This window comes from Rodentibacter mrazii (assembly GCF_001998825.1).
Classification (GTDB): domain Bacteria; phylum Pseudomonadota; class Gammaproteobacteria; order Enterobacterales; family Pasteurellaceae; genus Rodentibacter; species Rodentibacter mrazii.
This window is the reverse complement of the sequence record NZ_MLHG01000006.1, coordinates 16,933-41,174: the sequence shown is the minus strand read 5'-3', so window position 1 is coordinate 41,174 and position 24,242 is coordinate 16,933. Positions and strand designations below refer to the sequence as shown.

Below are 24,242 nucleotides of genomic sequence, written 5' to 3'. Positions count from 1 at the left end.
ATACTTTGAATCTTAAAAAATCCCTTTAGAATATAAGGACATTATTTTATCGGGGAGGGTATTTTTTATGCAATTTATAAAAATTGTCCTTGTTGGAATCGGGCAAATTTTTTTACAAAAAAACGGTTTATCAGGTCTCATCATCTGCATTGCCATGTTTTTCAGCCATTGGGCACTAGGAATCGGTTGTTTACTTGGTGCAATCATCGGCACATTAACAGCAATTAAACTCAATTATCCTAAAGAGGAAATCAAACAAGGTTTATACGGTTTTAATGCCAGCCTTGCCTTTATGTGTACCATGTTCACCTTTGGGCTAAAAGGCGTTTCAATCCTAGTCTTTCTGTTAGGGGTTATCAGTGCAGTTGTCGCAACCTTGGTTATGCGAGAATTTACCAAAAGAAATTGGGTTGCCTACACTTTTCCTTTCGTATTCACCTGTTGGATTTTTTGCTGGGGTATAGCACAAATCGGTTTATTCGGATTATCACAAACCACCCCAAACCTTGTTGATCACACCGCCACATTAGATTCGATTAAACAACCATTTTATGCTTGGGCAGAAGTCAATTTTGGTGGAAGCCTCATCACCGGTATTCTGTTATTTATCGCTATCGCCATCAGCTCGCCTAATGTCGCGATTTGGGGAATGAGTGCAACGATCATTAGCCCTACATTAGCGGGTTTTCTGTTTGATATCGAACCAAATCAACTGGCAAACGGCATTTATAGTTTCTCTGCAATTTTGCTTGCCTGTGCCTTTTTCGGCAATCGATTCCGAGACCTTGTTTATGTGATTTTTGGCATTACGCTTGCAATTTGTATCCAATTTGGCGTGGAAAAAACCGGTTTAGCCCCTTACACCATCGGCTTTATTGTTACGGCTTGGCTTGTTCTATGGATTAAGGGCAAAGTCGATCACAACAAAGTAAGTTCAGAAAAACTCAGTAATTTATTCAATCCATAATAAAAGAGAGAGAAAATAACTATGCATTTAACATCAAGAGAACAAGAAAAATTGATGCTTTTTCTTGCGGGTGAGCTTGCGGCAAAACGCAAAGCCCGTGGCGTAAAATTAAACTATCCTGAATCTATCGCTTATATTGCCAGCCACCTACAAGAAGCGGCACGTGACGGCATGACGGTGGCGGAAGTAATGCAGTACGGTGCAACACTTTTAACTGTCGATGATGTAATGGAAGGCATCCCCGAAATGGTACACGAAGTACAAATTGAAGCAACCTTTCCCGATGGTACAAAACTCGTTACCGTGCACAATCCGATCAGATAATTCAGGTTAAATACGACTGAAGGAAGAATTGTAGTGAAGTGGCAAAAATCAATGAAAAATAACCGCTCTTTTCTCCCTTTGTAAACGAAACAAAATAAAGGAATAACACAATGATCCCAGGCGAATATAAATTAGCAAACGGTGATATTCACGCGAATATTGGGCGGAAAACCGTAAAAATCGATGTCGTTAATAAAGGCGACCGTCCAATTCAAGTTGGATCACATTACCACTTTTTTGAAACCAATAACGCCCTTGAATTTGACCGCACTTTAGCCCGTGGTATGCGTTTAAACGTCCCCTCAGGCAATGCTGTGCGTTTTGAGCCGGGTGAGGTCAAAACCGTGGAGTTAGTAGAATTTGGCGGAAACAAAGTGATTTACGGTTTCCATAATAAAATTGACGGCAAATTGTAGGGGGAAATAATGGCATTAACAATTCCAAGAGCCCAATATGTCGCAACTTATGGCCCAACAGTGGGCGATAGCGTGCGTTTAGGCGATACGGATTTATGGGCGACTATTGAACAAGATTTACTCACTAAAGGTGATGAATGTAAGTTTGGCGGTGGAAAAAGTGTCCGTGACAGTATGGCACAATCCGGTACGGCAACGCGTGATAATCCTAATGTTCTTGATCTTGTCATCACCAATGTGATGATTATTGATGCAAAACTTGGCATTATCAAAGCAGATATTGGGATTCGTGATGGGCGAATCGTTGGCATAGGTCAAGCCGGCAATCCCGATACAATGGATGGCGTTACCACAAATATGATTATCGGTGCGAGTACAGAAGTCCATAATGGCGCTAATTTAATTGCAACCGCGGGGGGAATTGATACCCATATTCACTTTATCTGCCCACAACAAGCCCAACACGCCCTCGAAAACGGTACAACAACATTAATTGGCGGCGGTACAGGACCGGCTGACGGCACACACGCTACCACCTGCACGCCCGGCGCATGGAATCTACAACGCATGTTCCAAGCGGCTGAAGCCTTACCTGTTAATGTTGGCTTTTTCGGAAAAGGCAACTGCTCTACACTTGAGCCATTAAGAGAACAAATCCGTGCCGGCGCATTAGGGTTAAAAATTCATGAGGACTGGGGGGCAACACCGGCAGTCATTGATGCAGCATTGAAAGTCGCAGACGAAATGGATGTACAAGTAGCGATCCATACCGATACCCTCAATGAAAGCGGTTTCTTAGAAGATACGATGAAAGCCATTGACGGACGAGTGATCCACACTTTCCACACCGAAGGTGCAGGCGGCGGACATGCTCCTGACATCATTAAAGCGGCAATGTATCCGAATGTACTCCCCGCTTCCACCAACCCGACCCGTCCGTTCACGGTAAACACCATTGACGAGCATTTGGATATGTTGATGGTTTGTCATCATTTAGATAAGTGTGTACCGGAAGATGTCGCATTCGCAGACAGTCGCATCCGCCCTGAAACCATTGCCGCAGAAGATATTCTGCATGATATTGGCGTGTTCTCAATTATGAGTTCCGACTCGCAAGCAATGGGGCGTGTCGGTGAAGTTGTCACCCGTACTTGGCAAACCGCAGACAAAATGAAAGCACAACGTGGCGAACTGGGTTCGGAAGGCAACGATAATTTCCGCATTAAACGCTATATTGCTAAATACACCATCAACCCGGCTATTGCTCACGGTATTGCGGATCACGTTGGCTCATTAGAAGTCGGTAAAATTGCCGATATCGTCTTATGGAAACCGATGTTTTTTGGTGTAAAACCTGAAACCGTAATCAAAAAAGGGTTTATCAGCTATGCTAAAATGGGTGATCCAAATGCCTCTATTCCAACACCACAACCGATAATCTACCGTCCAATGTATGGCAGCCAAGGCAAAGCCACCGCCCAAACCGCGGTGTTCTTCGTGTCCCAAGCCGGTGTCGATGCGAATATTAAAGAAAATTTCGGTATCGAAAAAGAGCTCATTGCGGTAAAAGGTTGCCGTAATATTGGCAAAAAAGACTTGGTTCATAATGATGCCACACCTGAAATTACCGTAGATCCGGAACGCTATGAAGTTCGGGTTGATGGAGAATTAATCACCTGCGAACCCGCAGAGAAAGTGCCATTGGCTCAGCGGTATTTTATGTTCTAATTACCTGAGGAGAGTGAGAAATTGCATTAGACATAGCGACTCTCCTTTGGAAAAGCAGTAATAATAATCCCAAAGGAGTTAAATTATGTTTAACGAGTACTTCCAAAATAGTTTGCAATAGAAATGACAAATCAGAATACGTAACAAACTAATTTACAAGGCTAAACAGAACAGAAAAATAATTAGCCGAAATAACCAAAATATTACCTAAGGTCGATAACAAAAATGAAAATTCTTAATCCAATCCTCCCCATTATAGACAGCATTTTGGGTAGTTTAACTACTCTTCGCAGTGAAGGTAAAATCACCACTCAAGCGATCGAACGGGTGGCGTTGCAATGGTATGAAAGTGAACGCAATATTTTACGGAAAACCACCAATACCGGGCGTGAAGTGGCATTTCGTTTACTCAAAGAAGGGCAACGCTTGAAACATAATGATGTAGTGTTTATCAGCGATGAACGAGCAATAGTGATCGAAATTTTACCGAGTGAAGTGATCGTCCTTTCGCCAAAAACACTACCGGAAATGGCACGAGCCTGTTATGAAATCGGCAACAAACATTCACCGCTCTTTTTAGATGGTGATGAAGTCACCCTACCTTACGACAAACCAATGTTTGAATGGCTACAATCAGCAGGCTTTAACCCACAAAAAGCAGAACGCCGTTTAAGCCAAGCGCTACGAGCCAATTCTGCACAAGGGCATTCGCACAGCCATTCACATAGTCACGATCATCACAGCTATCACCACCACGGAGATGGAAATTGGCATCAACATTAGACCGTAGTTTGGCTGATTTAGGTGCATTGCTCCACTTGGTTGATCCAACCTTGCCTATTGGTGGCTTTAACCATTCCAACGGTTTAGAAACCTTTGTTCAGCAACGAATTGTGGTAAGTAAAGCAACCCTCGAAGAATATGTTCAAACCCAGCTATTACAAAACTGGGTTTACAATGACGGGGCTTATCTCTCCCTCGCTTTCGATACCATGGAAAATCACAATTTCAACCGTTTATGCGAATTGGATTGGGAACTTTCTGCCACGAAGATTGCTCGTGAGAGCCGTGAAGGAAGTTTTAAACTCGGTGTGCGGTTGCTAAAAATTTTCATTCGCTATGAAAATCATCCTATTCTCATGGCATATCAGCAAGCCATCACCGAAAAACTGGTACAAGGCTACTTCCCTATCGTATTCGCCATGATTGCCCAAGCAATGGGGCTTACCAAAGCCGATACGCTCTATGCCTTTTATTACAATGCGGCAGTAGGGGCGATCACCAATGGAGTAAAACTAATTCCGTTAAGCCAAATGGACGGACAGGATATTTTATTCAGCTTACGCCAGCCCTTACAACAAGCGGTAGAATTAAGTTTAAATCCGGATCCTGACTGGCTCGGAGCAGCCACACTTGCCAACGATATTCGGGCAATGCAACACGAACAACTTTATACAAGACTTTATATGTCGTAAAAATTATCCTCTCTCCCGCTTGGGGAGAGAGACAGAAATTGAGTTCGGCAATTTTCGTAAGTAAAGAGGGGAAGTTCGGTTATTTTTTATAAAGATTTTACAATTCTCTCCCCATCCGAAATACTTTGGATTTCTCCCTCTTCTGCCATAAATGGGAGAGGGGAATAATTAGAAAAAGGAAATAAAATGCGTAATTACATTAAAATCGGTGTAGCCGGTCCTGTTGGGGCGGGTAAAACCGCATTAATTGAAAAGCTCACTCGTGAAATCGCCGACAAATACAGTGTGGCGGTGATCACCAATGATATTTACACCCAAGAAGATGCGGAATTTTTAACGAAAAACAGTCTGCTTCCGCCTGAGCGTATTATGGGCGTAGAAACCGGTGGCTGTCCTCATACCGCAATCCGTGAAGATGCCTCAATGAACCTAGAGGCAGTCGATGAAATGGTCGCTCGTTTTCCTGATGTGGAAATCGTCTTTATCGAATCGGGCGGCGATAATCTTTCTGCAACCTTTAGCCCGGACTTAGCGGATGTGACGATTTTCGTTATTGACGTAGCACAAGGCGAAAAAATTCCACGTAAAGGCGGACCGGGTATCACCCGTTCGGATTTATTGGTGATTAATAAAACCGACCTTGCGCCTTTTGTGGGGGCAGATTTAAGCATAATGGAACGTGATGCCCGTCGTATGCGTAACGGTCAGCCGTTTATTTTCACCAATCTAATGAAAAAAGAAAATTTAGAGGGAGTAATTGGCTGGATTGAGAAATATGCCTTATTGAAAGATGTTGAAGAACCCAAAGCATTGGTGAGATAAAAAATAATCCCCCCTCTTTAGCAAAGAGGGACAAGGGAGATTTGGCAGAAAAGAATCTAGCTCATAAGCAATTTAATATCAAGATTAAATTCAATATTATGTTGCCATCGCCCAAACCCGAATTCATTTATTTCGTGATAATCCCCTCACTCGTTTACGGGAGAGGGGGAGAGAAAATCCATAGGATTTTAGGAGAGAGAGGAGAATGGTAAAATCTCCCCCCTAGCCCTTTTAAAAGAGAAAGGCTTAAGACTTAAACAATGAACAGTAAACTCAAACTTTCCACCAAACTCGCCCAAAACGGCAAAACCCAACTTGCCGAATATTTTGCCACGCCCCCCTTTAAAGTGATGGTTTTGCCTCATTATTCAGACATTTGGCAGCTGGGATTGAATGCTATGCAAATGTCCTCCTCACCCGGTGTGCTGGCTGGCGATCTGTTGGATATCCAAATTTCACTGGCAAAATCGACCGCACTTTCACTTCATACTCAGGCATTCACCCGTGTGCAAGCCATGAATGAAAACGAAAGCGCCGAACAAATCACACAAATTAATTTGGCAGAAGGAAGCCGTTTATTCTATTTGCCACATCCATTGGTGCTCCATAAAGATGCTGCATTTAAACAGAAAACCCTCATTGAAATGCAGCCAAACAGCGAGCTGATTTACGGTGAGATTATCGCCATTGGGCGTGTGTTAAATGATGAACGTTTTGCTTTCCGCCAATTTTCATCCCATTTGAAAATTTATGCATTACAAAATAATGGTCAAAAACGTCCGCTTGTGTCGGATTGTATTCAATGGCGGCCTTCATCAACGAATCTCACCGCATTGAGCCAAATGGAAAACTATTCTCACCAAGGATCATTAATTTATCTAAACCTAGGTAAAAGTGCGGTCGAATTAAAGGCAATTTTACAAACTATTCACACGCATATTACGGAGGAAAAAAACATGCTGGTTGGTGCTTCCCTTTTGAACAGTGGTGGAATAATGGTACGTGTACTCGGACATCGTGCCGAGCAAATTCAAGTGCTTTTTCAAAATCTTGCCAAATTTTTCTAAAAAAAGCATATAAAATGGGCAGATTATTCTGCCCTATTTTTTATACCTCTACATATTCTAAAACAGGCAGACTCAATGCCTGTAAAAGTTTTTCTGCCATTGATTTATGGCTCAATTTTACCGGTTTTTCCACCATCACAATCCGCTGAATATCTGTTAATGTTTTGTCATTCAAATAGGCAAAATTCAATGCGGTTTGTAATGCGGGTAAACTTGGATTAAAGGCTGCATTTTCCGCATATCGCCCAGTAATAATTTCCCCATTTTTAAACAACATCGCTATGCCATGTGGACTTTCGGAATAAGGGCAATGGGATTGGTTCGCCGCTAAGATCGCTTGATTAATCAATTCATCAGAATGATCGGCAATCAAATGATGCTCTTCTTTTGCTAATAAATGAGCCGTAATATCAAGATCTTTTGGACCAAAAGAATCCGGTAGATAATGATGTAATGGGCTATTTAAACGATGGGGAAGATGAATCTGCAATTCTTCAGCGCCTTGCAATTCATTCATAAATTGGCGGCAATGTCCACAAGGCGTGTAATTAACAACCACATGAGCAATTTGTGTTTCACCGCGCAACCACGCATGGCTAATCGCACTTTGTTCGGCATGAATGGTTTGCTGAATTTCTACATTCGCAAATTCTTGATTCGCTCCAAAATAGAAATCACCCTTTTGACCAATTGCCACCGCACCGACATTAAAATGAGAAACAGCGGTATGACTATAACAAGCGGCGATAGGAAGTAGATGTATGGCTAATTGCCAAGGCTCTAATGTAAAATCCAAACAAAGCCGCGCCACTTGTTGAGCTGCCAAAAAGCCGCCCCAGTTCCCTGCTTCCAATTCTTGGACAATAGCCTGATTCAATGGTATATCCCGTGGCAATGCGTGTTTAATTAACTCTTGCATATTCTCTCCTTAAAAAATATCTTAAAATTTAACCGCACTTATTGTAGATCAAAACTCAACGGATCAATCGACTATTTATAAAATCTGTGAAAAAGATCACAATTGAAGTTATAAAGGCATTTTGTTAATCAATCGTTAAATCTTTTTAAAAACATAGAATTGATACAAATAATCTATCAATTCTATCTAACAAAGTGGCTTTATTCCCTACTTTTATTATGTATAATAGCCACACTTGAAGCGAGATGGCTTCTGTCTGTAAAAAGTTTATCAACAATGTAGAGGAAAACATTATGTCAAAAACATCTATCGGCTTAGATAAAGAACAATCCGCAGAATTAGCAAACAAATTAAATGATTTACTTGCCACTTATCAAATTTTCTACACCAACGTGCGTGGTTATCACTGGAATATTAAAGGTGTAAACTTCTTTGAATTACATGCAAAATTTGAAGAAATTTATACAGATTTAATCACTAAAATTGATGAACTCGCAGAACGTATTCTCACTTTAGGTCACACACCAAACAACGCTTATAGCCAATACTTAAAAGTTTCTCGTATTCAAGAAGACATTGCGGTAAGCAATGCGCAAGACTGTTTATCTGGTACATTATCAGGCTTAAAAGTATTGCTTGATCAACAACGTGAAATCCTCGCTCTTGCCGGCGATGCCGATGATGAAGGTACCGCTTCTCAAATGAGCGACTACATCAAAGAGCAAGAAAAATTGGTATGGATGTTCAAAGCCGCTTGCCAAACTTGCCATGCGTAATTCAATCTAATAAAAAGAAAACCTGCCGGTTGGCAGGTTTTTTTGTGATTAAATCGCCTTATCAAAATACAACTCCACCCCACTCTGTTCGGACATTTTCTCTAAATATGCCGCCACTTCCGGTGGGAATTGAATATCACGTACACACGTTAAATTACGTAACATTGGGAAAACAACAATATCTTCCAAAGAAAGCCCATCATTCAACGCTGAAGGGGATTTAATCAGAGGCACAAGCTTTTCCAGATCTTGATGTAAGCGCAGAAGATAGTTTGCTGTTTCATCTAAATTTTGCTGAAAATCCCCGATTGATTCGGTTTTCTTTTTAGTGAAATAATCCACCGCACTTTGGGTTTTAAATTCCGCTAGATCCATTTTAGCAAAACGTGGAATGAGCAAATGATTATAGTAACGACCGACCGTTTTTACCCATTCCTCAACTTCAGGACGAAGTTGCTCAGAAAGTATTTTTCTACCGAAATGCTCATCCACATAACGGACAATATCCAAACTTTCCGGCATTGCCGTGCCATCTTCTTTAATTAAAATCGGCACCACTTTTTTACCCACCAAACCAATCGGTGTTGTTTCGTCATCATTGGCGAGAATAACAAGTTCAAAAGGCAGATTTTTTAATCCAAAGATCATTCTTGCACGCACACAAAACGGACAATGATCATAAGCATATAATTTCATATTAGTCTCCTATTTGAGTGAAATTTTCTAATAATTTACCTAACCCACTCTGCCGTTTTACCGTTTGTCGTACTGCCATTTTCCAGATTTTTTCATCGGCAAAAACGCTGAGTGATTTTTTTGCACGGGTCACCCCGGTAAACACCAATTCACGGGAAAGCACAGGATTAGGCTCTGTCGGTAGCACCATTAGCGTGTGATCAAATTCCGAGCCTTGCGATTTATGAATTGTCATAATAAATGCCGACTCATGAGCAGGGATACGGCTGGTTAGCACTTCACGATTGCCAAACCACACTTTTCCATTTGTCAAACACAAGCCAATATCCCCGTTGTATAAACGCACATTATGATCGTTTTCCGTGATCATAATCGGTTTGCCAAGATACCAATCTTGCTCATTTCTAAACCAAAGCAAATGCTCTCGACGCAATGCTAAAGCGATTTCTTTATTCAGATTTTCCACACCTAACGGACTGCTACGAAGTGCGGTCAAAAATCGGATTGAATTAAAACGGGCTTGAATCACCTCCGCATAGGTTTTACCTTCTTCATTCAATTGATTGAAATCCACGCCCTGCCTTTGTAATTCCCGCAATTCCGTTAAATAAAGACGATAATTTTCAACCGCACTTTGCACTACTTGTTGAACCCAATCGGCTTCAGTTTGTTGTGCATTAAACGAATTAAAATATAATTCCTGAGGAAAAGATGAAAATAGCTTAAGGCTTTCTTCCCCATTGCCACATTGGATTTGCTCGGCAAGTTTACCAATGCCGGAATCTTTATCAAAACGGCGACTAAAGGTGAGATGACATAAACTATCACGCATTGGATTCGTGATTGTGGCATTTGGCACATTATACCCTGTGGTTTGGCGTAAATAATTCGCTTGTTCCTCGCTATAAGGCTCTTCTACCCATTGTGCCAGTTCGCCTAACACCGCCCCAGCCTCCACAGAAGCAAGTTGTGCTTGATCGCCTAATAAAATCAAGCGGGTTTCCGGTTTGAGGGCATTGATCAATTTTGCCATCAGAGGGAGATCGATCATCGAGGTTTCATCCACCACCAAAACATCAAGTTGTAATGGGTTTCTTTCATTGTGATGACAATGATCGTTAAAGGCATTCACCCCAAGCAAACGGTGTAATGTTTCGGCTTTTTGCGGAATGGATTGTACCAATGCTTCGGATAATCCCATAGATTGTTGTAAAAATCCTAAAGCATTTTGGAGGGATTCTTCCAACCTTGAAGCTGCTTTGCCCGTCGGCGCAACGAGTTTGATGTGTAATTGATGTTCGTATAATTCTTGCAAAACTAATAACAGCCTTGTCACGGTGGTGGTTTTTCCGGTGCCCGGTCCGCCGGTAATCACCGTGAATGGACTTTTAATCGCCGTTGCCACCGCCACTTTTTGCCAATCAATCTCTACCGATTTTTGAGGAAAATATAACGCTAATTTTTCTCGAATTTCATCAGGAGAAAAAGCCAAAGTGCGGTGATTTTTTAAGGTGTTTTTAATATATTGCACTACACGGTATTCATCTTGCCAGATACGATAAAAATACAGTACATTAAATTGAAAAACCATCGGAGCAATGTGTGAAATCGGATCTTGCGTAAATGCTAGATGTCCTCGTAAATGAGATTGCCATTGTGCCACAGGTAAAAAGTCTATTTTTTGTTGAATTTCAGTTAAATAATCCTGCTCTGTGGCACGATAGCCCAAACCGAATAAATTCCGTTCTGATGCTTTATCCAATTCAACGCAAGTATTACCTTGTGCATAGTGCCAACTACAAAGTGCTGCCAGTAAAACCGCTAAATTTTTAGTGGGTTCAGGAAGATCTTCCGGCTGTTTATCTGCAATCAGTTTGGCAAAATAATAATCGCCTAAACTGATAATATTTTGTTCATTCAATGTTTGTAAGAGCATTAACATTAAAACACCTCCTCTAATTCATTGATGAGTTGCACACTTGGGCGATCAAAAAACACACCGGATTGAGGCTCACCATTCATTCCTCTCAAGAAAAGATAAAATACGCCACCGAAATCTCGTTCATAGTCATAATTGTTATCTACGGTTTTTAAATAACGGTGTAATGCCAAAGTATAAAGCAAATATTGCCAATCATAGTGATGATGTAACATCGCTTTTTCTAAGGTGTTAGGCGAATAATCCGCCCAATTTTCACCAAGAAAATTAGATTTATAATCCAACAAATAGTACTTGCCTTGATGGCGGAAAACCAAATCAATGGTGCCACGGATCATGCCTTGGATATCTTCAAATTGCAGCATGTCAATTGGTAAGTGATGATAGGATTGTAAGGCTTTATTAAAGCCCGCTACGTCAAAATGATCCTGAATGGATAAATAAAAGGACATCTCTTTGATATAATCGGATTTTGCCAAATCAATTAATTTGATCCCATGAGATGCCGACAAGGGAGTATGCACAATTTGCTCAAACCATTGCTGTAATAATGTGATGAAATCTGTTTCCACCTGCAATTCTTGGCAAAGTTTTTCAAGGGCGACATCATTAGTTAGTGCATTAAAATCATTTTTTTCTAAATAACGATGTAACAATGTTCCCACTTGCGTGCCATGAGGAAACTCAGCAATGAGCAACCGATTGTCATTGGAAAGTGCGGTTAATATTTCAGAAGAATTTTGCAAGATTATCTGTGTATCGTAATCTTTTGCCTCATCAAAAACAGCGGATTTTTTTACCACGCTGTCATTCAGATAATTCCTCCAACGATGTTTTTGCTCTATGCTTGTGAAACTGGTGATATGCCAATTTTGCTCGATCTCACCGTGAAAAGAAGAGACAGCAAGCTCATTCTGAGGTAAAGAAAAGGATAGAGAGGGCAATTCATTTAATTTTTCTGCAGGTTCAATGACAATGCTCGACATATTCACTTTAAATTCATTAAGTAATGAGCTACTTGAATAAGTTTGTAACAGGGCTAAATTCTTCCCAATTTCCCCACGACTGAGTACATAAAGAAACGGATTCCATTTTTTATCAAATTCTGCCGGCAAGGCAAACGCCATTTGATACTTCGCCCGGGTTAATGCCACATAAAGCAAACGTAGCTCTTCTGCAAAAGTTTCCTCTGCCAATTCATCTAAATGACGATTCTCCATATCCCATAAAACGCGATCTTTATCTTTTGAGTAATAGAGATTCATGTTAGCGAATTGATTGAGATCACGGCTTGGCACAGCCAAAAACGGTAACCAAACTAAATCATATTCCAATCCTTTCGATTTATGAATCGTCACGATTTTGACTAACTGACGTTCGCTTTCTAAACGAATTTGTGCTTCTTGTCTGCCCTCTCCACGAATTTGTTTTTCAAACCAACTCAGTAATGCCGCTTCACTGTTATTTAATGTAGAGGCTTGCTGTAAAATCTCAGCAAGATGTAAAAAATCCGTTAAATCACGCTCTCCGGTAGGTAAACCCAATAAACGTTCGGCGATGCCTTGTTCAAGTAAAAGATGGTGCAACATGGGTAAGACGCCTTGTCGTTGCCAAATTTGCTGATATAGCTCAAAACTATCCGCCCATCGTTGCCAATCTTGTTCGTTATGATGAATTTGGTGAATTTCTGCCGCCGTTAAACCAAAAAGTGCAGTAGCAATCGCATTTAAAATAGATCGTTCCGTCACATTCAAACAGGCTTTCAAAACTCGTACCAATTCTTTCGCAACCCGACTATCAAACACGCTACTTTGATCAGAAAGGAATACTGAAGCAATGCCTAATTTTTGTAAGGCCGTTTTCACTAATGCGGCTTCATTTCTATCACGCACCAAAACGGCAATATTGGCAGCCTGTAAAATTTGGCTATCCTCATCCCCCTTAAAAACTGCCTGATTTTCAGCCGCACTTTTTAGCCAATGTTGAATTGAAACCGCACAAGTTTGGGCAAGTACTGTTTTATCTAATTTTCCATCATTTTTTTCCGTCAAATAAAAGCGATAAGCCGGTTCCTGTTCACCATTTAAATAAAATTGGCGATGATCCGCTTTTGCCCCTACCGATGTAAATTCAATATTGTCATAAATAAAGGGGGATTTAGGAAAATCAAATAATTTGTTTATCCCCTCCACAATTCGTTGCTCGGAACGATAGTTTTTCATTAAACTAAAACGCTCATCCGCCTGCTTGGCAGCCTTTAAATAGGTAAAAATATCCGCACCACGGAAACGATAAATCGCCTGTTTAGGGTCACCTATCATAATAAAGCCGGTATTATTCTGCCGATTTTCTCGATAAATTTTGGAAAAAATCTCATACTGCTGTGCATCCGTGTCCTGAAATTCGTCGATCATGGCAAAGGGATATTGAAAACGGATCATTTCAGCGAGTTGATCGCCCTGTTCATTTTGTAAGGCTTCACAAAGTAATCGTAATAAATCATCAAAAGACTTTTCTTGATGATTACGTTTATATTCAAGGAGTTTTTGTTGAACGCCTTGCCGGTAATGATAGAGAATAAGTTTCTTTAGCAATTCTGGGGAAAGCGTATGTTCAAATTCTTCAACCAAGTGATCCAATTTTTCTAAAATAGTGGAACAATTTGGCTTTTTGTCCCTGGCTGAATTAGCATTCACTGCTGATTGCGTAAAATATTTTACAATATCTTCACTCAATGAATGTGCTGTTGTATTCTTCACCCAAGTCGCCACTCGTGCGTAATAACCGGGCAGATTATTGGCACGATATTTATTGCCGTTTAATCGCTTATCTTGCAGTTCCTGTGCGATGAAATCTTTAATTTCCCCCTCATTTTCTTGCCATGTTTGTTTCAATTTATCAATGATATTGCGTTGCACCACCACTTTTTCTAAAAGCGTTTCAAGAGGTAAGACGAGAAGATCTTGATGTTCCAATTCAACATCGAAATTTTTGCCAATATCATTTTTAAGTAGTGCGAATACACTATCCGGCGATTTCAACTCTTGTGCAATAAAATTTGCGACCGCAAAAGACTGTGGGTAAAAATGTTCACGCCAAAATTCATTGGCAAATTGCTTCAATAAATCAGACTGATCTTTTACTAATTCCAAATTGAAATGGACACCGGAATAAAAAGCATACTGCATTAACATTCGGCGACAAAAACCATGAATGGTAAAAATTGCCGCAAGATCCATATTTTGTTCCGCCAATTTTAATCGCTGAATAGCAAGGGGAAGATCATCAATATGCTGAGAAAGTGCGGTCAGAAAATCATCATCTTTAAAAGCGCTTTCTGACTGCGTTTCCGCATAAACTGACAATTTTTGAATGGCATCTATGATGCGTTCACGGATTTTTTGCTTTAGTTCTTCCGTCGCCATTTCCGTGAAAGTGACCACTAAAATCTCTTCGACATTTAACGGGCGTGAAAAATTCTTTTCTCCTGCTTGTAATAAGAGGCGAAGATAGAGAGAACCAATGGTATAAGTTTTCCCCGTTCCGGCTGAGGCCTCGATCAAATTCACTTGATTTAAAGGTAATGCGACAGGATTAAGCGGCGTTGATGTTGTCATAGTTTCGCAAATGTGGGATTAAATAGCGTTATTGTAGGGGGGAATTGTTGCTTTGGCTATGTATTAAATTGATTTTTTAATGGCAATTATTTCGTTACAATAAGCCGCGACAAAAACAGGATAATTGGGGAAATATGCGAAAAGGTCGCTATTGTGCCTTATTGGCGTTGATACTTTTAATCGGAACAATTTCTTTACCTTGGTGGATTGCGCCAAAACAAATTGAACGGGTGGTAAATTATTTCCTTACGCCAAATTATTCTGTGCAATTATCTGATGATTGGACAATAAACAGTGAAGCATTAACACTCCCTACTTTGCAAGTCAATTCAGGAAAATGTACGCTGGCAAAGCTACATGATATTCAGCTCACCGATTGGTTTTCACCCCATTTATCGGTTGAAAATGCCGTGGTCGATTATGCTTGTATTCAAACTATACCCAGTAGCCATGATAAAACACCGATAAAATTGACCGCACTTTTTGCGACAATACCGAGCTTTGAAATTAATATTAAGCAATTTCAAGTTTCAAATGGTAACCATCTTATTCCCCTCGTTTTGCAGGACATTCTCAATGCCAATATTTCCGCAATGGTAAATCGTCACCAGGATCAATTTCAGCTGAATTTATCCGCTCAAAATGACAAAGGATTAACATTACATCATCAATCCACTCTTTCCCCTCAGGATAATCACTTTATTTGGCAAGGAAAAATCAATTATCAACCGGAACAGAATCAATCTTATCAATCCGATTTTAACCTTCAATTAAATGATGAAATTCTACAAATACAGCCAAAAGGAGAAATGACCTTAGCATGGGAAACCCCTCATTTTTCTGTCAATAACGGCGAAGCAACATTGTCTTGGGAAGGCGAAAATGGCGTAATCAAGGCACAAGATCTCACAAGAAAATCGCCATTATTGGATGTGCCATTTATTTTTACTAGGAACGGGCTGGAAATTTCTTGGGGAACATTTTATTGGACCTTTGACGGTTATCAGCCTATTAAAGGATTTTTAGGCTTGTCGTTACGCACACCACAAAAAGGCTGGCTACCCTTTGGGATTGATACCAATATCATCGTACAAACTTTTGGTGAGTATGGTAAAGGCGAGATAGTGATTTCTGGGGAAAATGGCGAAATTGGTGGTGGAGAAAAACAAGATCAGATCCATTTTAATTTAAAAACGCGTGGTGATTTACGCTATAACAACACGGTTGCACACACGAATTTAAGCTATCATCTCGGTGGCTCATTTAATGACCCTTTACTTCGTTTCAATACGGGATCTCTTTTTAAAATGGATAATCAGCAACAAGGTTCAAGTATTCATATGCGTTTACCTTTAGATAATGTACAAATCAGTAAATATGGGTTAGATGGTCGATTATTGGCAACATTACAAGGTTTCACACCACAATTTTCTGATATTGATGTGAAGCTGGACGGGCAAGCCGATGAATTTATTGCGGGGATCAAAACCGTTTTTGAACTACGTGATCCACAACATAAATTACACAATGCGGAAAGCAATGCCAATAACCGCTGGGATTGGACGATTCAAGGCAAGGCCTATTGGAAAACCTTAAAAACGTCGGTGAATCTACAAGGTACTGGTTTTTGGCAAGGCAGCCATATTGAATTAAATCAACTCACGGCTTCTTCAAATAAAATACAAACTAACGGTATAAAAATGGCACCACTTTTTCTAGAGCTGAAAGATCGACTACGTTGGGATTATGAGAAAGAACACATTCGAGGTTTATTACAAGTCAAAAGTGAGCGGATTACCTTTGATTACGGCGGACATTTTACCAAGCCGATTTTTAGTGTCGGTGTTGATGGGGAAAGTATAGAACGTTTTAATATTGCCGGAGATTTAAAGACCGGCACCCTTGGTCCTATCGACTTACTTGCCCACTATGAAAATCAAACACTAAAAGGAAAAATTAGCTGGAAAAAACAATCGGTAAACGTATTCCAATCCTTTTTTCCTCAACAGTGGGGCTGGTTAATTCATCATGGTCACATTAAAGGCATAGGCAATTTTAATATCGATCACGAAGGAATTGCAATGAAGGGGAATCTGCAACTTTATAAGGTCGGACTTTCTTTTCCTGATGGGGAAATTGAGGATTTAGACATTCATTTTCCGCTAAATTATCAGAATAATCTTTTACAAAATTCAACAAAAAAACCCATTAAGGTTTCTGTTCACAATATGCGTAAAGGCGCATTATTCCTGAATGACGTTGTATTTCATTTATCCGGTACTTATCCGTATTCTAAACTAAAACCGCTTACCTTGAGCAAGGTGAGAATCGGATTATTTGATGGTGAGGTAACATTAGATAAACTTAATTTCCCTCAAAGTGAAATGGCTACGCTCAAATTACATCACATTGATCTCAGTCGGGTTATGGCGATGGCACAATATAACCAAATCCATTTAGAAGGACGGATGAATGCGACATTGCCTTTTTGGTTAAAGAATCACACCTGTCTTATTTGCAATGGTACATTGCAACAAAGCGGTAAAATGCGTATTAAATTAAACGATGAAGTGACAAAGGGATTAAAAAAAGGTGGCTGGACCGAAAGTATTATCGTGGATTTATTAAAAGAAATGGAACTTGGCCATTCCCATGCCAGTCTTAATCTTACCTCTAACGGACAAATGAATTTGAACGCAACAATCAAAGGTTTCAATGTCAACAAACCAACACATCACCCAATTACATTAAATTATCATCACCAAGAAAATATGTTTGAATTATGGAATATGATTGACTACGGCGCTCAGTTTGAACAAAATTTACAATATCGGCTTTATCAAAATTTAGAACATGAAAAAACACCTTAAAAATCGACCGCACTTTTTTGTTGCTTTATTTTTCCTTAATGTATTGGCAGGTTGCACACCGACCATTCAACTTGATACACCAAAAGAAGGGATCACCATTAATATGAATGTGGTGGTGGATCACAATATTAATGTCACGATGGATGAAAAGGCTAAAGCCGTATCAGAGAAAAAATAAATGGCTTACATCATGTAAGCCATTCATATTGATTAAAAATTTAACACTTTATCCGCCTCAACAGTCCAATCCGCTAACTCAACGAGAGTACCGATTTCGACCCCTTCCGCTAAAGGTAATTCGGTGATACCACGTGCATTGGTACAGGTTTTACAAAGTTTTACGGTTGCCCCTTGAGCCGTTAAAATTTCCAGCATTTGCTGTAAATGATACCCTTCCGCCGGATTTTGTTTTGCCAGCCCCCCGTTCACCGCATCCGACATCAAAAACAGCTTTAAATTGACCGCACTTTTATGCTGTTCCTGCAATTGTAATGCCAAACGTAATGCACTAAAAAAATGTTCGTCCCCATAAGGCGAGGAATGAATGATGAAAAGAATATTTTGCATAATATGTCCTTTATTTCTTTGAATATAAAAAGGGCGAACCTTAGGCTCGCCCTGTCATTAACCTACCCAAACAAATTTCGCAATAAATAAAAGCGATACGACCCAAACAGGTGCATTGATTTCTTTAATGCGGCCGGTGCTGGCTTTCATAATACAATAGCTGATAAAACCAAAGGCGATCCCCTCCGTGATGGAATAAGTGAAAGGCATCATGGCTGCGGTAATAAATGCCGGCGTTGCTTCTGTTAAATCATCCCATGACACACGAATGAGGCTGGATGCCATTAAAATACCCACATAGACCAATGCGCCGGCAGTCGCATAAGTTGGCACGACGGCAGTAAGTGGTGAGAAGAAAATCGTCAATAAAAATAACACGCCGACGGTTACTGCCGTTAAACCTGTGCGTCCGCCCACGGAGACCCCTGCGCCACTTTCGATATAAGTGCTGATTGCGGAAGTACCGATATATGAACCGCCCACCGCACTGATACTATCAACCAATAGGGCTTGTTTCATTTTTGGGAAACGTCCGTTTTCATCGCTAATGCCTGCTTTGTCGGTTACACCCAATAATGTACCGGAAGAATCAAATAGGTTTACCAATAAAAATGAGAAAATAATCCCCAGCAATGCGGTATCCAACGCACCGGCAATATCCACTTTGCCAACTACGGCATCTAATGCAGGCGGCATTGAAATCACACCGTGAAACATTACCGATTCATCCAACCAAAGCGCAAGCCCCGTGACGACCGCAATAGAAATCAATACACCGGAAAAAATATTACGGGCAGCCAATACAACGATAATAAAGAAACCAAGTACGCCAAGTAACACCGTAGGATCATGCAAATCACCAAGCGCCACTAAGGTAGCCGGATTAGCCACCACAAGCCCCATATTTTTAAAACCAATTAATGCAATGAAAAAACCGATCCCGGCTCCAATTCCTACACGAATACTTAACGGAATGGACGCCATTAACCAATAACGAATTTGTAAAAGCGTTAGGACGAATAAACCGACAGAACCCCAAAAAATGGTTCCCATTCCGATTTCCCAAGAATAGCCCAACTTCCCAACAACTACATAAGCGAAAAAGGCATTCAACCCCATTGCCGGCGCAAGGGCGATCGGCAAATTACTAAATAACCCCATTGCCATCGTGCCAATACCCGCAATTAAACAAGTGGTAACAAAGACAACTTGTTTGTCCATTCCTGCATCACCTAATATCGATGGATTAACAAATACAATATAAACCATAGTAAAAAAGGTGGTGATACCCGCAATAATTTCAGTTTTTGTGGTTGAACCTTTTTCACGTAACTTAAAGACTCGTTCTAACATAATTGTTCCTTAAAATTATAACCTTGATGATAAATAGCTTCGAGTAATTTGACAGCAAGATAAGCGAGATTAAAACGTTGATCATCCGCTACCGTCCAAAATTCCATGCCGTTTTCAACCGCACTTAACAGATTAATATGTAGTTTTACCTGTCTTTCCCCACTTTCTCTTTCCCCATTTATTACTGGTGTAATACTTGTACCATGGTATTGTAAAAGTTCATTATCTTGCGGTTGGAAATCCGTCTCATAATCCCAAAGTACGGTCACTTTCTGCGCCATACCATAAAATACCGGTACTTGCACAGCATGAAATAGCACAGAATTACATTGAGGAAAAATCTTTTGAAATTGTTCTGACAAGGCTGTTGTTTTTTGTGAATAGACATCAAATGCTAACCGCTTTTCATCGTCATCTAACGGGATACCATTCAACAAACGTGCTGTTTGTCCTGCTAATTTACTGACAGTTTCACCATTTTGATAAGAAGCAGGAAGCAAGGAAGTCGCAAAAATTTGAGTAATATTAGTTGTTTGCAATACTGGCGAAATCGCCAAAGCAAGTTGGCTAACTTGAGGATCCGGCAAACTCACAATATTACGTTGTCTTAATTCAACTAAATCACCCTCATTAATTGTCGGTACTACAACAGGTACATCGGAAAGTGCAGCGCATACGCCTTTCATATCAATGATTACGCAACCGCTTTCAGCAGCAATCGCAATAGAGGCTAACTGTTCGACATCACCGGAAAAAAAGAGGTAATTAATCTCAGACCAATCCATTTCTTGCGCAGAACGCTGTACAACGCTTTTATTGTTAAAACGCACACCTTGTTCTTCATCAAAAGGGGAAATTTCTACAATTGATATGCTACCTATCGTTAGTTTACTTTCTTCAAGAGCTTCAGCAATTTTCTCACATAATTCAAATTCTGCCGCAATGGCAATATTTAGGCTTGCATCCATTTTTTTCTCCGCTATAAAATAAGCGCCCCATTCTACAAAAAAAGGGCTAAAAATAAAATGACACCGGCAATCGATTTACTTAAAAAACAAAAAATTCCTTTTATTCTTCATACTTATGAGCACGATCCCAATAATACCCATTTCGGCGAAGAAGCAGCGGAAAAATTAGGTATAGATCCCCATCGTTCTTTCAAAACCTTACTTGTAGCTGAGAACGGTGATCAAAAAAAGCTTGCCTGTTTTGTTTTACCCACATCCGATATGCTGAATTTAAAAAAAGCCGCTAAAGCGATTGACGTCAAAAAACTAGAAATGGCAGACAAAGATATTGCTCAAAAAAGCAGTGGATATTTGTTAGGGGGAATTAGCCCCCTCGCACAAAAGAAACGTTTAAAAACAGTTATAAATTCAACCGCACTTGAATTTGAAACCATTTATGTTTCCGGAGGAAAACGAGGATTAAGTGTAGAGCTTGCGCCTAGAGATTTAGCCAATTTATTAAATGCTAAGTTTGTGAATATAATTGATGAAGAATAAGAATTGGGAATAATGAAAAAGGACAAGCCATCAGCTTGTCCTCAAAATCAATTAAGCATATCCTACAGCTTTAAATCGCTACGACCGATATTTTTTATCGCTTTCCTGCCATTAAAAAGTAGAGGTATCTTGAAACAGCCCGACTTTCAGATCCGTAGCGGTATAAATAATGCGTCCATCGACTTCGACTTCACCGTCAGCCATTCCCATGACTAATTTACGATTAATCACCCGCTTCATATTAATCCGATAAATCACTTTTTTTGCTGTGGGTAAAACCTGACCGGTAAATTTGACTTCCCCAACACCTAATGCACGACCTTTTCCTTTACCGCCGCTCCAACCTAGAAAAAAGCCGACCAGCTGCCACATCGCATCTAAACCTAAACATCCCGGCATCACCGGATCGCCAATAAAATGGCAGCTAAAAAAAGGTAAATCCGGATGAATATCCAATTCTGCCTCAATATAGCCTTTTCCAAAAGTGCCACCGTCTTCCGTCATTTTCACAATACGATCCATCATTAACATTGTTGGGGCGGGAAGTTGTGGCCCTTCAGCACCAAATAGTTCACCACGGCCGGATGCAAGTAAATCTTCATAGCTGTAACTTTCTTTCTTATTTGGTGTACAAGTGTTTTGCATTTTTCTTCCTATAATTTATTTTATTCCAGTGAATCACTGATATTAAGCATTTTAAAAGGAATAAGAAATACTGTAAATAGAAAACACTTGTTAGCTGAACTTGTCCGATCAGTTTTGCAATGATGGAACCATCGACATCATGTAAAAAGAAGAGCGAACATTTGTTCGCTCTTTAACTTGTAACTATCTGAAAAAATTAAACAAGCCTTTCTTCGGTGGCTCTGCACGAAAATCAATTCGTCGCTGGATAAGACGAGAAATCGGCGTTTTGCTATCTTCGTAAATTTGATTTTCTTCTAATAGATCCCGTTGGAAAATCAATTCACAGGTTTGATAAATATCTTCTACCGGAAAAATAAAAAATTCGCCATTTTTGACCGCACTTACTACTTCATCAGAAAGGCTCAATTGCTGAATGGTTGTTGCCGGAATAATGACTCCTTGCTTTCCGGTAAGCCCTCTCCGTTGGCAAATTGTGAAAAAACCCTCAATTTTATCATTCACACCGCCTACTGCATGTACAAGTCCAAATTGATCAATTGAACCGGTTACTGCGATATGTTGTGGCAAGGGCAATTCAGCCAATGCACTGACGAGCACGCAAAAAATTGCTAACGATGCACTGTCTCCATCAATTTCACCATAAGATTGCTCAAAAACAAGGGAGGCGGAAAAAGGGAGCTGTGAAGGTAATTCCAAAATATTCGACAAACAGGCTTGCGCAATCATCATTCCTTTACCGTGTAAATTTCCGGCGAGTTCATTTTTACGTTCTACGTCCACCACTTCCCCTTCACCAAATTGCACTACGCAACTAATACGTGAAGGCTCACCAAAGACCACAGGTGTACCGGGGTATTCAATCACGGATAAACCATTAATTTGCCCGACAATTTCACCTGCTGTTTCCACATAAACCTGTTCATTGAGAATATCGGCATAGGTTTGTTCTTTTAAAAAGCCGTGTTGTAGTCTTTGCTGTTGAAAAAATGCCTCAAAATCAACCGCACTTAGTGATGTTTTTTGTGCAAGTGTCGCGGTATTAAGTAGTATATTTTTCAATATTGCGGGAGAAGCATTAATTAAAAATCGATTCTCACTTTCTCTTACAAGAAATTGATACAATTTATTCAATGCTGAAAAATCCAAAGCGAGCTGATTTTCTTCCGCTACACCTTGAACATAGCTAACCCAATTTTTTTGCTCATCAATATCGGTTACCGAAAGATAGCTTTCAATTTCGGCATAATCCGCAAAATTGTATAAATTTTCTTCCAGTTCTCCTAATGTGGCAAGTTCTGTGCGATTGCCTAACACGATCACTTTGACATCAAGCGGATAACTCGGAATTTCGCAAGATAGTGTTTTAAAGGGATGTGCAGAATACCAATCGAAGCGTTTGGTTTGTAAAATATGTTTTAAACGCTGCCACAAATCAAATTGTGCCAATAATGTTGAAGCACTCAAAATCAATACGCCCCCATTAGCACGGTGAACTAGTCCCGGATGAAGTTGAATATCTTGCGAACCCGGATGCACTTTCACACTACCAAAGAGCTGAAATTGATCGCAATATAATGCGCTTAGCACCTCTCCTGAAGCAGCGAAATTATCTTCCAACGATTTTGCCGGCTCAACCACTATTCGAGGAAATGAAAAAGAATCTCCCTGTTCCACAATGTAATTTACCCCAAAAATCGACCGCACTTGGGGTAGCATTTTCCGGACTAACGGCATAAGCAAGGCAGCATAATCAATCTGATCATCTGCTTTTAACACCATGAGGGAACGATTTGGATTGCGCAAAAACAAAGAAAGGGCATTTGTGATATTCGGCTGTAATGCCCAAAAATCAAGGGGTTGAGTGGGTTGTTCAGTATAACTTAATTGGGGTTGTAGCGATTCCCAATTAAGGGATTGTTCTTGAAAGAAAGATGAACTCACTGGCGATTTCTCATTAGTAAAATTGAGCGCATTATCTCATATTTATGTATATTGTAAAAATCAGCTGGAAAAATTAATTTAAAACACGTATATTAAATGAGTTACCACGTCACTAACCCTTATATATCATGAAATATCAAAAGTTAGAAAACCAAGAAGCTAATTGGAAATGGATTTACCTAATCCGAAAATATCGTGAAGGTGAAAATATCACGCGCTACGAAGAAAAAAGCTTACAAGAATCTGTTGTGGCAGAGTTATTAGAAAGTCAGAATTATCCGCAAAAGATTGAAAATTGGATTAAGCAGCATCTTTCTACGGCATTACCTGTTAAATTGGATCAAGCTATTCGAGCAAGAAGAAAACGTTTTTTCAATGCCGAAAAACAATCCACAAAAAAGAAATCCATTGACTTGGAATATGCGGTTTGGCTACGACTTTCAAAATATTCACGTAAAATGAATATGACTCTTTCAGAAACAATCACTTATATGATTGATGAACGTGAAAGCAAAGCGCTATATGAAAGCCAAATGTCGGCAATGAAAGATAGCCTTAAAAATTTATTAAAATAACAATCCGCCCGTAAAACGGGCGGTTTTTAAGCGACCC

22 protein-coding genes are annotated in these 24,242 nt (G+C 40.0%); 13 read left to right on the top strand and 9 right to left on the bottom strand.

The window, feature by feature from the left end; translation table 11 throughout:
- Window positions 1-67 precede the first annotated feature (67 nt).
- From BKK47_RS00705 to BKK47_RS00670, 8 genes are all read left to right on the top strand, one after another.
- Window positions 68-967, top strand: coding sequence for an urea transporter (locus BKK47_RS00705; RefSeq protein ID WP_077493034.1), 900 nt, complete (start codon window positions 68-70; stop codon window positions 965-967).
- Window positions 968-988: 21 nt separating this feature from the next.
- Entirely contained in the window at window positions 989-1,291 is a 303-nt protein-coding gene (ureA, locus tag BKK47_RS00700; protein WP_059366413.1) for an urease subunit gamma, read from the top strand.
- 110 nt (window positions 1,292-1,401) lie between these two features.
- Window positions 1,402-1,707, top strand: coding sequence for an urease subunit beta (ureB, locus tag BKK47_RS12640; RefSeq protein ID WP_077493033.1), 306 nt, complete (start codon window positions 1,402-1,404; stop codon window positions 1,705-1,707).
- A 9-nt stretch (window positions 1,708-1,716) separates the two neighbouring features.
- Window positions 1,717-3,435 (top strand): urease subunit alpha, encoded by a 1,719-nt coding sequence (ureC, locus tag BKK47_RS00690; protein WP_077493032.1) that lies wholly within the window; start codon window positions 1,717-1,719, stop codon window positions 3,433-3,435.
- A 225-nt stretch (window positions 3,436-3,660) separates the two neighbouring features.
- The gene (gene ureE / locus BKK47_RS00685) at window positions 3,661-4,218 is read left to right on the top strand and encodes an urease accessory protein UreE (RefSeq protein ID WP_077493031.1); all 558 of its coding nucleotides are present in this window, start codon (window positions 3,661-3,663) and stop codon (window positions 4,216-4,218) included.
- A complete protein-coding gene (locus BKK47_RS00680; RefSeq protein WP_077493030.1) occupies window positions 4,203-4,910 on the top strand; it encodes an urease accessory protein UreF in 708 nt (235 codons plus the stop codon). Before ureE ends, BKK47_RS00680 begins: the two co-directional genes overlap by 16 nt.
- A 186-nt stretch (window positions 4,911-5,096) precedes the next feature.
- The gene (ureG, locus tag BKK47_RS00675) at window positions 5,097-5,732 is read left to right on the top strand and encodes an urease accessory protein UreG (RefSeq protein WP_077493029.1); all 636 of its coding nucleotides are present in this window, start codon (window positions 5,097-5,099) and stop codon (window positions 5,730-5,732) included.
- Between the two features lie 260 nt (window positions 5,733-5,992).
- Window positions 5,993-6,799 carry an urease accessory protein UreD gene (locus tag BKK47_RS00670; protein WP_077493028.1) on the top strand — a complete coding sequence of 269 codons (807 nt, stop codon included), beginning with the start codon at window positions 5,993-5,995 and terminating at the stop codon, window positions 6,797-6,799.
- Between the two features lie 40 nt (window positions 6,800-6,839).
- On the opposite strand, the gene cdd is transcribed toward BKK47_RS00670, so the two are convergent.
- A complete protein-coding gene (gene cdd / locus BKK47_RS00665; protein ID WP_077493027.1) occupies window positions 6,840-7,718 on the bottom strand; it encodes a cytidine deaminase in 879 nt (292 codons plus the stop codon).
- Window positions 7,719-8,011: 293 nt separating this feature from the next.
- Here cdd and BKK47_RS00660 point away from each other — a divergent pair, with 293 nt between their 5' ends.
- Window positions 8,012-8,494 (top strand): Dps family protein, encoded by a 483-nt coding sequence (locus BKK47_RS00660; RefSeq protein ID WP_077493026.1) that lies wholly within the window; start codon window positions 8,012-8,014, stop codon window positions 8,492-8,494.
- A 48-nt stretch (window positions 8,495-8,542) separates the two neighbouring features.
- Here the strand turns inward: BKK47_RS00660 and grxB are convergent, their stop codons facing one another.
- From grxB to recB, 3 genes are read right to left on the bottom strand one after another with little or no spacing between them, the layout of a single operon-like run.
- Complete coding sequence (grxB, locus tag BKK47_RS00655; protein ID WP_077493025.1) at window positions 8,543-9,190, bottom strand: glutaredoxin 2; 648 nt, start codon at window positions 9,188-9,190, stop codon at window positions 8,543-8,545.
- Window position 9,191: 1 nt separating this feature from the next.
- Entirely contained in the window at window positions 9,192-11,132 is a 1,941-nt protein-coding gene (gene recD / locus BKK47_RS00650) for an exodeoxyribonuclease V subunit alpha (protein WP_077493024.1), read from the bottom strand.
- Complete coding sequence (recB, locus tag BKK47_RS00645) at window positions 11,132-14,746, bottom strand: exodeoxyribonuclease V subunit beta (RefSeq protein WP_077493023.1); 3,615 nt, start codon at window positions 14,744-14,746, stop codon at window positions 11,132-11,134. Before recB ends, recD begins: the two co-directional genes overlap by 1 nt.
- A 134-nt stretch (window positions 14,747-14,880) precedes the next feature.
- On the opposite strand from recB, the gene BKK47_RS00640 reads away from it, so the two are divergent.
- Entirely contained in the window at window positions 14,881-17,616 is a 2,736-nt protein-coding gene (locus BKK47_RS00640) for a YdbH family protein (protein ID WP_077493022.1), read from the top strand.
- Window positions 17,600-17,794, top strand: coding sequence for a YnbE family lipoprotein (locus BKK47_RS00635; protein ID WP_077493021.1), 195 nt, complete (start codon window positions 17,600-17,602; stop codon window positions 17,792-17,794). Before BKK47_RS00640 ends, BKK47_RS00635 begins: the two co-directional genes overlap by 17 nt.
- A 32-nt stretch (window positions 17,795-17,826) precedes the next feature.
- Here the strand turns inward: BKK47_RS00635 and BKK47_RS00630 are convergent, their stop codons facing one another.
- Genes BKK47_RS00630 through BKK47_RS00620 form a run of 3 tightly spaced genes read right to left on the bottom strand, consistent with a single transcriptional unit; the run spans window position 17,827 to window position 20,504 of the window.
- Window positions 17,827-18,183, bottom strand: coding sequence for a DsrE/DsrF/TusD sulfur relay family protein (locus BKK47_RS00630; protein ID WP_077493020.1), 357 nt, complete (start codon window positions 18,181-18,183; stop codon window positions 17,827-17,829).
- Window positions 18,184-18,240: 57 nt separating this feature from the next.
- On the bottom strand, window positions 18,241-19,536 hold the full coding sequence (locus BKK47_RS00625) for an NCS2 family permease (RefSeq protein WP_077493019.1): 1,296 nt from the start codon (window positions 19,534-19,536) through the stop codon (window positions 18,241-18,243).
- Window positions 19,530-20,504 carry an oxidoreductase gene (locus BKK47_RS00620; RefSeq protein WP_077493018.1) on the bottom strand — a complete coding sequence of 325 codons (975 nt, stop codon included), beginning with the start codon at window positions 20,502-20,504 and terminating at the stop codon, window positions 19,530-19,532. Before BKK47_RS00620 ends, BKK47_RS00625 begins: the two co-directional genes overlap by 7 nt.
- A gap of 57 nt (window positions 20,505-20,561) precedes the next feature.
- On the opposite strand from BKK47_RS00620, the gene ybaK reads away from it, so the two are divergent.
- The gene (gene ybaK / locus BKK47_RS00615) at window positions 20,562-21,041 is read left to right on the top strand and encodes a Cys-tRNA(Pro) deacylase (RefSeq protein ID WP_077493017.1); all 480 of its coding nucleotides are present in this window, start codon (window positions 20,562-20,564) and stop codon (window positions 21,039-21,041) included.
- A 111-nt stretch (window positions 21,042-21,152) separates the two neighbouring features.
- Here ybaK and fabA read toward each other — a convergent pair whose 3' ends face one another.
- The gene (gene fabA / locus BKK47_RS00610) at window positions 21,153-21,686 is read right to left on the bottom strand and encodes a bifunctional 3-hydroxydecanoyl-ACP dehydratase/trans-2-decenoyl-ACP isomerase (protein ID WP_077493016.1); all 534 of its coding nucleotides are present in this window, start codon (window positions 21,684-21,686) and stop codon (window positions 21,153-21,155) included.
- 183 nt (window positions 21,687-21,869) lie between these two features.
- On the bottom strand, window positions 21,870-23,630 hold the full coding sequence (locus tag BKK47_RS00605; RefSeq protein ID WP_077493015.1) for an AAA family ATPase: 1,761 nt from the start codon (window positions 23,628-23,630) through the stop codon (window positions 21,870-21,872).
- A gap of 128 nt (window positions 23,631-23,758) precedes the next feature.
- Between BKK47_RS00605 and matP the strand changes: the two genes are divergently transcribed.
- Complete coding sequence (gene matP / locus BKK47_RS00600) at window positions 23,759-24,205, top strand: macrodomain Ter protein MatP (protein WP_077493014.1); 447 nt, start codon at window positions 23,759-23,761, stop codon at window positions 24,203-24,205.
- Window positions 24,206-24,242 lie beyond the last annotated feature (37 nt).

Bases quoted from the DNA above. Each gene is read 5' to 3' on its own strand.
- BKK47_RS00705 (WP_077493034.1), top strand. From the start codon at position 68: ATGCAATTTATAAAAATTGTCCTTGTTGGAATCGGGCAAATTTTTTTA.
- ureA (WP_059366413.1), top strand. From the start codon at position 989: ATGCATTTAACATCAAGAGAACAAGAAAAATTGATGCTTTTTCTTGCG.
- ureB (WP_077493033.1), top strand. From the start codon at position 1,402: ATGATCCCAGGCGAATATAAATTAGCAAACGGTGATATTCACGCGAAT.
- ureC (WP_077493032.1), top strand. From the start codon at position 1,717: ATGGCATTAACAATTCCAAGAGCCCAATATGTCGCAACTTATGGCCCA.
- ureE (WP_077493031.1), top strand. From the start codon at position 3,661: ATGAAAATTCTTAATCCAATCCTCCCCATTATAGACAGCATTTTGGGT.
- ureG (WP_077493029.1), top strand. From the start codon at position 5,097: ATGCGTAATTACATTAAAATCGGTGTAGCCGGTCCTGTTGGGGCGGGT.
- BKK47_RS00670 (WP_077493028.1), top strand. From the start codon at position 5,993: ATGAACAGTAAACTCAAACTTTCCACCAAACTCGCCCAAAACGGCAAA.
- cdd (WP_077493027.1), bottom strand. From the start codon at position 7,718: ATGCAAGAGTTAATTAAACACGCATTGCCACGGGATATACCATTGAAT.
- BKK47_RS00660 (WP_077493026.1), top strand. From the start codon at position 8,012: ATGTCAAAAACATCTATCGGCTTAGATAAAGAACAATCCGCAGAATTA.
- grxB (WP_077493025.1), bottom strand. From the start codon at position 9,190: ATGAAATTATATGCTTATGATCATTGTCCGTTTTGTGTGCGTGCAAGA.
- recD (WP_077493024.1), bottom strand. From the start codon at position 11,132: ATGTTAATGCTCTTACAAACATTGAATGAACAAAATATTATCAGTTTA.
- recB (WP_077493023.1), bottom strand. From the start codon at position 14,746: ATGACAACATCAACGCCGCTTAATCCTGTCGCATTACCTTTAAATCAA.
- BKK47_RS00640 (WP_077493022.1), top strand. From the start codon at position 14,881: ATGCGAAAAGGTCGCTATTGTGCCTTATTGGCGTTGATACTTTTAATC.
- BKK47_RS00635 (WP_077493021.1), top strand. From the start codon at position 17,600: ATGAAAAAACACCTTAAAAATCGACCGCACTTTTTTGTTGCTTTATTT.
- BKK47_RS00630 (WP_077493020.1), bottom strand. From the start codon at position 18,183: ATGCAAAATATTCTTTTCATCATTCATTCCTCGCCTTATGGGGACGAA.
- BKK47_RS00625 (WP_077493019.1), bottom strand. From the start codon at position 19,536: ATGTTAGAACGAGTCTTTAAGTTACGTGAAAAAGGTTCAACCACAAAA.
- BKK47_RS00620 (WP_077493018.1), bottom strand. From the start codon at position 20,504: ATGGATGCAAGCCTAAATATTGCCATTGCGGCAGAATTTGAATTATGT.
- ybaK (WP_077493017.1), top strand. From the start codon at position 20,562: ATGACACCGGCAATCGATTTACTTAAAAAACAAAAAATTCCTTTTATT.
- fabA (WP_077493016.1), bottom strand. From the start codon at position 21,686: ATGCAAAACACTTGTACACCAAATAAGAAAGAAAGTTACAGCTATGAA.
- matP (WP_077493014.1), top strand. From the start codon at position 23,759: ATGAAATATCAAAAGTTAGAAAACCAAGAAGCTAATTGGAAATGGATT.